Below are 10163 nucleotides of genomic sequence, written 5' to 3'. Positions count from 1 at the left end.
GCTCCCCAGCCTACAAATCCTTGCGCCGCTGCCTACGCATGCACCAGAATCCGCCGGCTTGTGCGCCTTGGGCATGCTGCGTAACTTGATTCCGTCACTGATTTCCAGTGATCGGGTTTAGCAGCCCGTGGTTAATCTAAGGGTGCACATACATCATCGCCAGGCTCAGCGCCTGCATTCGATGGCGGCTGTGCGCAGGGCGCTTCGGCGCGCCGGCTTCCTTAGGTTCCCCGGTCTGCTAACCTGCGTTCAGCTGCCACCCCTTCTTTTAGCAGAGAAGCGGTTCCAGCTTAATTTCGGAACCTGAAGATGATTAAACCAACGCCTAACCCCCCGCTCGCAGACCCGGCATCCCCCTACGAATCCCCCGACTCCAAGAAATTCCACGAAGCCGCCGAACGCGCCCTCGACCATTACCTCGGCCCTACCAACGCCGACCTGATGGCCACGCCTTACACCCCCAACACGCTGTACATGGCCAACCCCCATGCCGACACCGAATCCCTGCTGGCCGACGCCAGTGAAACCCTTGGCTCGGCCACGGTCATGCTCAACAATCACGCGGCAACGGTGGACGGCACGCACCGCAAGACTGTGCAAGGTATTGCGCAGGTGGTGATGGTGGCGGAGATGGCTGTGAATCGGGTGTTGGACAGGCTAGTGCCGACATGACTGAGTAATGTGGTGATCTCACTGGCCCCTTCGCGAGCAGGCTCGCTCCCACATTTGGAATGCGTTCTCCTGTAGGCGCTGCGGCACGCTGCGATCTTTTGATCTTGATTCTGAAGATCAAAAGATCGCAGCCTCGTTTCACTCGGCAGCTCCTACAGAATTTGGGTGAACAACTCAAAACCTTGCTCGCGCAGGCGTCGGCGAACGTTACGCTCAGCGTAATGATTCACCACCGCGCTTGATTGATGCCCCCACCCCACACGCCTACCTTAGCTCCACGACAGCGAACCCCGTGGAGTGAGCATGACAACAACAATTTCCCCCGACTCGCGCTGGACGCGGCGGCGCGATGAGAAGCAGCGCCGCCTCGACAAGGTGCGTGGGCTGGCCGACGGTGTGGTGTTGCCCACCGACAAGATCGTCGCCGCGCTCGAAGCGCTGATTCATCCCGGCGACCGTGTGGTGCTGGAGGGCAACAACCAGAAGCAGGCGGATTTTCTTTCGCGCTCGCTGGCCAAAGCCGATCCGGAAAAACTTCACGACCTGCACATGATCATGCCCAGCGTCGGTCGCTCCGAGCACCTCGACCTGTTCGAACGCGGTATCGCCCGCAAGCTCGATTTCTCCTTCGCCGGCACGCAAAGCCTGCGCATCAGCCAGTTGCTCGAAGACGGTTTGCTGGAAATCGGCGCGATCCACACCTACATCGAACTCTACGCGCGGCTGGTGGTGGACCTGATTCCCAACGTCGTGCTCTCGGCCGGGTTCATGGCCGACCGCGCCGGCAACATCTATACCGGCCCCAGCACAGAAGACACCCCGGCACTGATCGAACCGGCCGCGTTCAGCGACGGCATCGTCATCGTCCAGGTCAACCAGTTGGTCGACGACGTCAGCGAACTGCCGCGCGTGGACATCCCCGCCTCATGGGTCGACTTCGTGGTGGTGGCCGACAAGCCGTTCTACATCGAGCCGCTGTTCACCCGCGACCCGCGGCACATCAAACCTGTGCACGTGTTGATGGCGATGATGGCGATCCGCGGCATCTACGAAAAACACAACGTGCAGTCGCTCAACCACGGCATCGGTTTCAACACCGCCGCCATCGAATTGATCCTGCCGACCTACGGTGAATCCCTCGGCCTCAAAGGCAAGATCTGCCGCAACTGGACGCTCAACCCGCACCCGACGCTGATCCCGGCGATCGAGAGCGGTTGGGTCGAAAGCGTGCATTGCTTCGGCACTGAACTGGGCATGGAAAACTACATCGCCGCGCGCCCCGACGTGTTCTTCACCGGCCGCGACGGCTCGCTGCGTTCCAACCGGATGTTCTGCCAACTCGCCGGGCAGTACGCGGTGGACCTGTTTATCGGCGCGACGTTGCAAGTGGACGGCGATGGTCATTCCTCGACCGTCACCCGTGGTCGCCTCGCCGGTTTCGGCGGTGCACCGAACATGGGCCATGACCCGCGCGGTCGGCGTCACGGCACCCCGGCCTGGCTGGATATGCGCCACGACGATGCGCAGCAACCGATGCTCGAACGCGGCAAAAAACTCGTGGTGCAAATGGTCGAAACCTTCCAGGAGGGCGGCAAACCGACCTTCGTCGAAACCCTCGACGCCGTGGAAGTGGCGAAGAAAAGCGGCATGCCGCTGGCGCCGATCATGATCTACGGCGACGACGTCACCCACCTGCTCACCGAAGAAGGCATCGCCTACCTGTACAAGGCGCGCTCGCTGGAAGAGCGCCAGGCGATGATCGCCGCCGTCGCCGGTGTCACTGCCATCGGCCTGCGCCACAACCCGAAAGACACCGAACGCATGCGCCGCGAAGGCCTGATTGCCTTGCCCGAAGACCTCGGCATCCGCCGCACCGACGCCACCCGCGAACTGCTGGCGGCGAAAAGCGTGGCCGATCTGGTCGAGTGGTCTGGCGGCCTGTACAACCCGCCCGCCAAATTCAGGAGCTGGTAATGCACGCATTTAATCTGCAAGCGAAACCGCTGTCCCTGGCTGATCGATTGGCCGATCTGGCGGTGGACGCGTTGATCGACGAAGCCGATCTGTCGCCAAAACCGGCACTGGTCGACCGTCGCGGCAATGGCGCGCACACCGATCTGCACCTGGGCCTGATGCACGCTTCGGCGCTGTCGTTGTGGCCGGCGTTCAAGGAGATGGCTGAAGCGGCGGTTGCAATCGGCGAAGTCGATTCAACCTTGCGCGAAGCGATTGGCCGGATCGGTCGCGAAGGTGAGCAATCGATGCTCGCGACCACCAACGGCGTGAATACGCATCGCGGGGCGATCTGGGCCTTGGGTCTGTTGGTGACCGCCGCTGCACTGGAACCGCAATCCTCCAGCGCCAATGCCGTAACCCTGCGCGCCGCACGTCTGGCCTTGCTGGATGACCGCTACGCACCCAATCCGTTAAGCCACGGCGCGCAAGTCGCCCTGCGTTATGGCGCACGCGGTGCTCGTGAAGAAGCACAACTCGGCTTCCCTTCGGTGCTGCAACGCGGCCTGCCACAACTCAAACGCAGTCGCGCCAACGGCCACGGCGAGCAGAACGCCCGACTCGACGCCTTGCTCGCGATCATGACCGATCTCGCCGATACCTGCGTGCTCTACCGCGCCGGCGAGGAAGGCCTGTACGCCATGCAAAGCGGCGCGCAAGCGGTGCTCGACGCCGGTGGCAGCGCGAGCCTCAGCGGTCGTCGCCGCTTGCACGAACTGGATCAACAACTCATCGCATTGAATGCCTCGCCCGGTGGCGCCGCCGACTTGCTCGCCGCCACGCTGCTGCTCGATCGCATCGAGCGCGACGGCATCCTTCAGGGAGCGTTTTGATGGAAACCCTATCGTTTGAATTCCCCGCCGGGCAGCCGCCACGCGGGCGTGCGCTGGTCGGTTGTGTCGGTTCGGGGGATCTGGAAGTACTGATCGAACCGGGTCTGGCCGGCAAGCTGACGATCAATGTGCAGACCTCGGTCAACGGCGCGCAACTGCGCTGGCAGCACCTGTTTGCGCGGATGTTCGACGGCACCACGCCGCCGGCCATGGCCATCGATATCCACGATTTCGGCGCGACGCCGGGGGTGGTGCGCTTGCGTCTGGAACAAGGTTTCGAGGAGATCGGCCATGACTGACAGCGCAGCGTTGCTCAACAAACACAGCTTCGTCGAACTCGGCGCGCGGCAACGGGCGAAAGCCTTGCTCGACGCCGGCAGCTTTCGCGAATTGCTCGATCCGTTTCAACGGGTGATGTCGCCGTGGCTTGAACGCCAGGGCGTGGTGCCGCAGGCCGATGACGGCGTGGTGATCGCCAAGGGCAGCCTCGACGGTTTACCGGTGGTCATCGCCGCGATTGAAGGTGCATTTCAGGGCGGCAGCCTCGGCGAAGTCGGCGGGGCGAAGATTGCTGGCGCGTTGGAGCTGGCGGCTGAAGACAACCGTAAAGGCATCCCGACGCGCGCGGTGTTGCTGCTGGAAACCGGTGGTGTGCGTTTGCAGGAAGCCAATCTCGGGCTGGCGGCGATTGCCGATATTCACGCGGCGATTGTCGATCTGCAGCAGTACCAACCGGTGGTTGGCGTGGTCGCCGGCAGTGTCGGTTGCTTTGGCGGTATGTCGATTGCGGCGGCACTGTGCAGCTATTTGCTGGTGACCCAGGAAGCACGCCTCGGACTGAACGGCCCGCAAGTGATCGAGCAAGAGGCAGGGATCGAAGAATACGACTCCCGCGACCGGCCCTTCATTTGGAGCCTGACCGGTGGCGAACAGCGTTTCGCCAGTGGTCTGGTGGATCGTTATGTCGCCGATGACGTGGCGAAGATTCGTCAGCAGGTCGGCGAATTGCTCCAGCAAGGTTTGCCGGCGCAACCGCGTAGCCAGCGCGCCGAGTGGTTTCTGCAACGCCTGAGCAGTCTGAACACTGACCCGCAAATCGAACCGTCGGTGGTTCGCGATCTGTATCAAGGAGAGCGCTCATGAGCGGTTACTCACTGCGCGGTTTGAACTGGTTTAACGCCTTGAGCGCGGGCGCTAAAAACATCGGAGGGTTGCCGCCATCGTTGAAGGTGGCCGACGGTGAGCTGGGCCGCTTTATCGCTGTGGTCGCTGACCCGGACAGTCGTTTCCCGCGTGCGCGCAACGGCGAAGTCGGTTTGCTCGAAGGCTGGGGTCTGGCCAAGGCTGTGGATGACGCGATCAGTGCTGATCGTGATAAAGCGCAGAAGCGTCCGATCATCGCCATCGTCGATGTACCGAGCCAGGCTTATGGTCGGCGCGAAGAAGCGCTCGGCATTCATCAGGCGTTGGCCGGTGCGGCAGACAGTTATGCCCGCGCACGGCTGGCCGGGCACCCGGTGATTGCGCTGCTGGTGGGCAAAGCCATGTCCGGGGCGTTTCTCGCTCATGGTTATCAGGCCAATCGTTTGATTGCGCTGCGCGATCCGGGCGTGATGGTGCATGCAATGGGCAAGGCGTCGGCGGCGCGGGTGACCTTGCGCAGTGTTGAAGAGCTGGAAGCGCTGGCCGCCAGTGTGCCGCCGATGGCGTATGACATCGACAGCTACGCCAGCCTCGGATTGCTCTGGGAAACCCTGTCGGTGCAGCAGATTGAACAGCCGACCGTAGAGGATCTGGCACGGGTGAACGAATGCCTGAAACAGGCCATCAGCGATATCTCCAGCACTGACTTGAGCAATCGCCTCGGCGCGAAAAACCGTGCGGCCTCCAGCAAGGTTCGCGAACTGCTGAGGGCACAGTGGTGAACACGCCTCTGGCCCACGACTTGCTCTGGGGCATGAGCCCGGCGCAGTTGCCGGCGGATGCGCCGTTGTGGGCAGTCGAGTCGCTGGCCGCCGGGCAACCGGTGGTGGTACGGCGGGCGTTGAGTGCTGACGGTTTCGTCGCGGTCGGCGTGCGCGGTGTATTGCGCGAACAGCGGCTGGCGGCGTTTATGGCGGTCGATTCGATTGCCTGTCGGGTCAGTCCCGAAGCGCTTTGTCATGTTGAGTGCGAGCGCGATCTGCCGGTCATGCAGGCACTCAAACAATTGCGGCCGATGCTCGACGATTGCGGTTGGATCTGGGGTGTCAGCGGCAGTGTCGGGTTTGAATTGGCCAGTGGTTTTATCGCGATGCACGCGGCCAGTGACCTCGATCTGATTCTGCGGACACCGCAACTGATCACGCGTAATCAGGCACGCAAACTGGTTGAGCTTTTCGATCAAGCCGCGTGCCGGGTCGACCTGCAATTGCAGACGCCGTTCGGTGCTGTGGCGTTGCGTGAATGGGCCGGTGGTTCGGCGCGAGTGCTGCTGAAAAACGAGTATCAGGCCTGTTTGGTGGCTGACCCGTGGAACCCGCAGGAGCAGGCAGCGTGAGCAGTCTGCTGGTGTTCCCCGGCCAGGGTGCGCAGCAAGCGGGCATGCTCCAGCGCTTGCCCCGGGAAACGTTGACCGAGGCCAGCGATGTGCTCGGCGAAGATGTTTCGCTGCTCGATTCCAGCGAAGCGTTGCGCACGACAAGGGCGGTTCAGCTGTGCCTGCTGATCGCCGGCGTTTCAGCATCGCGTCAGTTATTGCACGACGGACTCATGGCGGATTACGTCGCGGGCCTGTCCATCGGCGCTTATCCGGCAGCGGTGGTTGCGGGTGCATTGAGCTTCAGCGATGCGCTGCATCTGGTCAGCCTGCGCGGTGAGTTGATGCAGCAGGCTTATCCACAAGGCTACGGCATGACCGCGATTATCGGTCTGCAGTTATCCACAGTCGAAACGCTGCTGGCGCAAGTGCACAGCAAGGATTCGCCGGTGTATCTGGCCAACATCAATGCCGACAATCAGGTGGTGATTGCCGGCAGTGACGAGGCCATGCAAGCGGTGGCTGAACTGGCGCGCAGTCGTGGCGCCGGTCTGGCAAAACGTTTGGCGGTGAGTGTGCCGTCGCACTGTCCGCTGCTGGACGAACCGGCGCAAACCCTTGCCGAAGCTTTCGCCATGGTTGAACTGAAAACGCCGAAAATCGCTTACCTGAGCGGCAGTCGCGCGCGCCCTGTGACCAAAGTAGAAGCGCTGCGCGACGACCTCGCCTTCAACATGTGCCGCGTGGTGGATTGGCGCGGCACCGTGCAAAGCGCCTACGAGCGCGGCGTACGGTTACAGATCGAACTGCCGCCCGGTGCGGTGCTGACCGGGCTGGCGCGCCGGGTGTTCGAGCAGGGCACCGTCACTGCCTTCGACAGTGCTCGTCTCGACACCTTGCAGGCGCTATTGCGAGAGGAGGGTGGCCGCCAACTCTAAAACCGCCGACTCAAGCTTCGAACAACAAAAACAACATTCGACGATGCACTTTGAGGACTACAACAATGATTATTTACGGTGTGGCGTTTCTCGCCTTTTGTACGCTGGTGGGTATCTGGGTCGGTGAACTGCTCGGCAAGCTGATCGGCGTCCCGGCCAACGTCGGCGGCGTCGGCATTGCGATGCTGCTGTTGATCGGCCTCGGCAGTTATCTGAACAAAAGCGGCTGGCTCAAGGGCAAGACTGAGCAGGGCGTCGAGTTCTGGAGCGCCATCTACATTCCGATCGTGGTCGCCATGGCCGCGCAGCAAAACGTCTATGGCGCGTTGAAGGGCGGGCCGATGGCGATTCTCGCCGGCACCCTCGCAGTGGTGATCGCTTTTGCCCTGGTGCCCGTGCTGACGCGCATGGGTAACAAGGAGCAGACCCCGATTGCTCCAGCCAAGACTGCGGGGTAATCGCCATGTACGAATCGATGATGAAAGTGATCACCGGCTACGGTTTGATCAGCGGGTTTCTGATTGTCGGGCTGACCATGTGGGTCTCCTACTGGATGTCCAACACCTTCACCAAGGGCCGTTTGCACGGCTCGGCCATCGCCATTCTGCTGGGGCTGGTGCTGTCGTATGTCGGCGGGGCACTGACCGGTGGGCAGAAAGGCGTGGTGGATATTCCGTTGTTGTCGGGTATCGGTCTGTTGGGTGGCGCGATGCTGCGCGATTTCGCGATTGTCGCCACGGCCTTCGGCGTGAGTGTCGATGAGCTGAAACGTGCAGGGTTCGTCGGGGTACTGGCGCTGTTTGTCGGTGTAGGAACATCTTTCGTGGCAGGGGTTGGCGTGGCGATGGCGTTCGGTTACACCGATGCCGTGAGCCTGACCACTATTGGTGCTGGCGCGGTGACCTACATCGTCGGCCCGGTGACCGGCGCGGCGATTGGCGCCAGTTCCGAGGTGATGGCGCTGTCGATTGCGGCGGGGCTGATCAAGGCGATTCTGGTGATGGTGATGACGCCGTTCGTGGCGCCGATGATTGGCCTGAACAATCCGCGCAGTGCAGTGATTTTCGGCGGCTTGATGGGCACGTCCAGCGGCGTGGCCGGCGGGTTGGCGGCGACCGATCCGAAGCTGGTGCCGTATGGTTGCCTGACTGCGGCGTTCTACACCGCGCTGGGCTGCCTGCTTGGGCCTTCGCTGTTGTTTTTGCTGATGCGTGGCTTGATGGGCTGACCGGGCTGACGTTTTCGCGAGCAGGCTCGCTCCCACATTTGGAATGCATTTTCCTGTGGGAGCGAGCCTGCTCGCGAAGGGGACAACTCGGTATCAGGCTTGCCGATTCGCATACATCCGACACTCCGCCAGCAACGCCAGCAAATTCGGATCCCGCTCCTTGGCCTTCAAAAACACCACCCCAATGTGCTGCTGCAACCGGTACTTCTCCTGCAACGGAATCAGCTTGACCCGATTCTCATACACCGCCGCAATCCTGCCTGGCAGCAACGCATAACCCACCCCCGAGCTGACCATACTCAACAGCGTGAAAATGTCATTCACCTGCATCGCCACCTTCGGTTCGAACCCCGCCTGCTTGAATACCCGGTTGCCGTCCTGATGGGTGGCAAAGCCCTGGGTCAAGGTAATAAAGGTTTCATCACGAACCTCGGCCAGATCGACTTCGCTGCGTTGCGCGAATTTTGAATCCGCCGGCGTGGCGAGGAAGATGTCGTCGGAGAACAGCGCAATCTGCTCGCAATCCGGGTCGTTGATGCTGTCGTCCAGCGACACCAGAATCGCGTCGACTTCCATGTTTTTCAGCTTGTAGAGCAGGTCGATGTTCGAGCCGAGGATCAGATCAATGTTGAGTTCGCTGCGGCGGATTTTCAGGCCCATGATCAGTTGCGGTACGGTTTTCACCGTCAGCGAATACAGCGAGCCGAGTTTGAAGCGTTCAGCCGAGAACCCGGCGGCTTCGCGGGTCAGGCGCACGCTTTCGACGACGTCGTTGATCAACTTCTGTGCGCGTTCTTCGAGCACGTAAGCGCTTTCCAGCGGCGTCAGGTTGCGCCCTTCGTGTTTGAACAGCGGGCAGCGCAGGGCGCTTTCCAGCGAGTGAATGGCGCGGTGCACGCTGACGTTGCTGGTCTGCAACTCGGCAGCGGCGCGGGCGAGGTTGCCGGTGCGCATGAAGGCGAGGAACACCTCGAGTTTTTTCAGGGTCAACTCTTCGTCGATCAGCATGGCGCGGACTCTTTTTAGAATGCGTCGATTGTGCCTTGAAGATCAAAAGATCGCAGCCTTCGGCAGCTCCTACATTGGAATGCGTTCGAAGGTTGGAGCTGCCGAAGGCTGCGATCTTTTGATTGCGCTTTTACGCTCAAGGCCCGAGCCTTGCGCGCTGCGGTAACGAATGTGAGGTGAGCAATACATGTATCACGGAGAACGATTGAACGCCTGGACCCATCTGGTCGGGGCAGTGGCGGCTTTTGTCGGCGGCGTCTGGATGTTGGTGATTGCCTGCCTGGACGGCAGTCCGTGGAAAATTGTCAGCGTGGCGATCTACGCGTTTACCTTGCTGGTGCTCTACAGCGCCTCGACCGTGTACCACAGCGTGCGCGGGCGCAAGAAAGCGATCATGAAGAAGGTCGATCACTTTTCGATCTACCTGCTGATTGCCGGCAGCTACACGCCGTTCTGTCTGGTGACCCTGCGCGGGCCGTGGGGCTGGACGTTGTTCGGGATTGTCTGGGGGCTGGCGCTGATCGGCATTTTGCAGGAGATCAAACCGCGTTCGGAAGCACGGATTCTGTCGATCGTGATTTACGCGGTGATGGGCTGGATTGTGCTGGTGGCGGTCAAGCCGTTACTGGCGGCGCTGGGCACCACCGGTTTCGCCTGGCTGGCCACGGGCGGGGTTTTGTACACCGTGGGGATTATCTTTTTTGCCCTGGATCACCGGTTGCGGCATGCCCACGGGATTTGGCATTTGTTCGTGATTGCCGGGAGTTTGCTGCACTTTGTGGCGATTATGTTTTACGTCCTCTAAACCGAATCATCCACATTCCCCTGTGGGAGCGAGCCTGCTCGCGAAGGCGTCAGTACAGTTGATGCTGATGTTGGCTGATACACCGCTTTCGCGAGCAGGCTCGCTCCCACAGTAGATATCCAGTGAACACAAAATTTGTGCGAACTCA

At 61.2% G+C, this 10163-nt stretch carries 12 protein-coding genes; 11 read left to right on the top strand and 1 reads right to left on the bottom strand.

Annotation, left to right across the window (positions count from 1 at the left end):
- The first annotated feature begins 309 nt into the window (after nt 1–309).
- The 10 genes from BK670_RS26680 to madM all read left to right on the top strand — a co-directional run bounded on the left by BK670_RS26680 (nt 310) and on the right by madM (nt 8202).
- The gene (locus BK670_RS26680) at nt 310–672 is read left to right on the top strand and encodes a DUF6124 family protein (protein WP_123454276.1); all 363 of its coding nucleotides are present in this window, start codon (nt 310–312) and stop codon (nt 670–672) included.
- Nucleotides 673–975: 303 nt separating this feature from the next.
- Nucleotides 976–2646 (top strand): malonate decarboxylase subunit alpha, encoded by a 1671-nt coding sequence (mdcA, locus tag BK670_RS26675; RefSeq protein WP_098966058.1) that lies wholly within the window; start codon nt 976–978, stop codon nt 2644–2646.
- The gene (locus tag BK670_RS26670) at nt 2646–3518 is read left to right on the top strand and encodes a triphosphoribosyl-dephospho-CoA synthase (RefSeq protein WP_123454274.1); all 873 of its coding nucleotides are present in this window, start codon (nt 2646–2648) and stop codon (nt 3516–3518) included. The genes mdcA and BK670_RS26670 overlap by 1 nt, the downstream gene beginning before the upstream one ends.
- Nucleotides 3518–3817 carry a malonate decarboxylase subunit delta gene (locus BK670_RS26665; protein ID WP_007913697.1) on the top strand — a complete coding sequence of 100 codons (300 nt, stop codon included), beginning with the start codon at nt 3518–3520 and terminating at the stop codon, nt 3815–3817. The genes BK670_RS26670 and BK670_RS26665 overlap by 1 nt, the downstream gene beginning before the upstream one ends.
- Entirely contained in the window at nt 3810–4661 is an 852-nt protein-coding gene (locus BK670_RS26660; protein ID WP_123454272.1) for a biotin-independent malonate decarboxylase subunit beta, read from the top strand. Before BK670_RS26665 ends, BK670_RS26660 begins: the two co-directional genes overlap by 8 nt.
- Nucleotides 4658–5443 carry a biotin-independent malonate decarboxylase subunit gamma gene (mdcE, locus tag BK670_RS26655; protein WP_123454270.1) on the top strand — a complete coding sequence of 262 codons (786 nt, stop codon included), beginning with the start codon at nt 4658–4660 and terminating at the stop codon, nt 5441–5443. The genes BK670_RS26660 and mdcE overlap by 4 nt, the downstream gene beginning before the upstream one ends.
- Nucleotides 5437–6057, top strand: a complete 621-nt coding sequence (locus BK670_RS26650) for a malonate decarboxylase holo-ACP synthase (RefSeq protein ID WP_123454268.1) — start codon at nt 5437–5439, stop codon at nt 6055–6057. The genes mdcE and BK670_RS26650 overlap by 7 nt, the downstream gene beginning before the upstream one ends.
- Complete coding sequence (gene mdcH / locus BK670_RS26645) at nt 6054–6974, top strand: malonate decarboxylase subunit epsilon (RefSeq protein WP_123454266.1); 921 nt, start codon at nt 6054–6056, stop codon at nt 6972–6974. The genes BK670_RS26650 and mdcH overlap by 4 nt, the downstream gene beginning before the upstream one ends.
- Before the next feature lie 65 nt (nt 6975–7039).
- Nucleotides 7040–7432 (top strand): malonate transporter subunit MadL, encoded by a 393-nt coding sequence (madL, locus tag BK670_RS26640; RefSeq protein WP_016984760.1) that lies wholly within the window; start codon nt 7040–7042, stop codon nt 7430–7432.
- Nucleotides 7433–7437: 5 nt separating this feature from the next.
- Nucleotides 7438–8202 carry a malonate transporter subunit MadM gene (gene madM, locus BK670_RS26635; RefSeq protein WP_025109167.1) on the top strand — a complete coding sequence of 255 codons (765 nt, stop codon included), beginning with the start codon at nt 7438–7440 and terminating at the stop codon, nt 8200–8202.
- A 93-nt stretch (nt 8203–8295) separates the two neighbouring features.
- Here madM and BK670_RS26630 read toward each other — a convergent pair whose 3' ends face one another.
- A complete protein-coding gene (locus BK670_RS26630; RefSeq protein WP_123454264.1) occupies nt 8296–9210 on the bottom strand; it encodes a LysR family transcriptional regulator in 915 nt (304 codons plus the stop codon).
- Nucleotides 9211–9397: 187 nt separating this feature from the next.
- On the opposite strand from BK670_RS26630, the gene trhA reads away from it, so the two are divergent.
- Complete coding sequence (trhA, locus tag BK670_RS26625; protein WP_123454262.1) at nt 9398–10015, top strand: PAQR family membrane homeostasis protein TrhA; 618 nt, start codon at nt 9398–9400, stop codon at nt 10013–10015.
- The last annotated feature ends 148 nt before the right edge of the window (nt 10016–10163 follow it).

Origin of the sequence: Pseudomonas fluorescens, assembly GCF_003732425.1 — a bacterium.
GTDB lineage: Bacteria > Pseudomonadota > Gammaproteobacteria > Pseudomonadales > Pseudomonadaceae > Aquipseudomonas > Aquipseudomonas fluorescens_BE.
Note: the sequence above shows the minus strand (reverse complement) of the source record. Positions and strands in the feature narration are given on the sequence as shown.

What these genes read in the sequence shown, in the direction of transcription:
- BK670_RS26665 (WP_007913697.1), top strand. Translation starts at nt 3,518, where the DNA reads ATGGAAACCCTATCGTTTGAATTCCCCGCCGGGCAGCCGCCACGCGGG.
- mdcA (WP_098966058.1), top strand. Translation starts at nt 976, where the DNA reads ATGACAACAACAATTTCCCCCGACTCGCGCTGGACGCGGCGGCGCGAT.
- mdcE (WP_123454270.1), top strand. Translation starts at nt 4,658, where the DNA reads ATGAGCGGTTACTCACTGCGCGGTTTGAACTGGTTTAACGCCTTGAGC.
- trhA (WP_123454262.1), top strand. Translation starts at nt 9,398, where the DNA reads ATGTATCACGGAGAACGATTGAACGCCTGGACCCATCTGGTCGGGGCA.
- madL (WP_016984760.1), top strand. Translation starts at nt 7,040, where the DNA reads ATGATTATTTACGGTGTGGCGTTTCTCGCCTTTTGTACGCTGGTGGGT.
- BK670_RS26630 (WP_123454264.1), bottom strand. Translation starts at nt 9,210, where the DNA reads ATGCTGATCGACGAAGAGTTGACCCTGAAAAAACTCGAGGTGTTCCTC.
- BK670_RS26680 (WP_123454276.1), top strand. Translation starts at nt 310, where the DNA reads ATGATTAAACCAACGCCTAACCCCCCGCTCGCAGACCCGGCATCCCCC.
- BK670_RS26670 (WP_123454274.1), top strand. Translation starts at nt 2,646, where the DNA reads ATGCACGCATTTAATCTGCAAGCGAAACCGCTGTCCCTGGCTGATCGA.
- BK670_RS26660 (WP_123454272.1), top strand. Translation starts at nt 3,810, where the DNA reads ATGACTGACAGCGCAGCGTTGCTCAACAAACACAGCTTCGTCGAACTC.
- madM (WP_025109167.1), top strand. Translation starts at nt 7,438, where the DNA reads ATGTACGAATCGATGATGAAAGTGATCACCGGCTACGGTTTGATCAGC.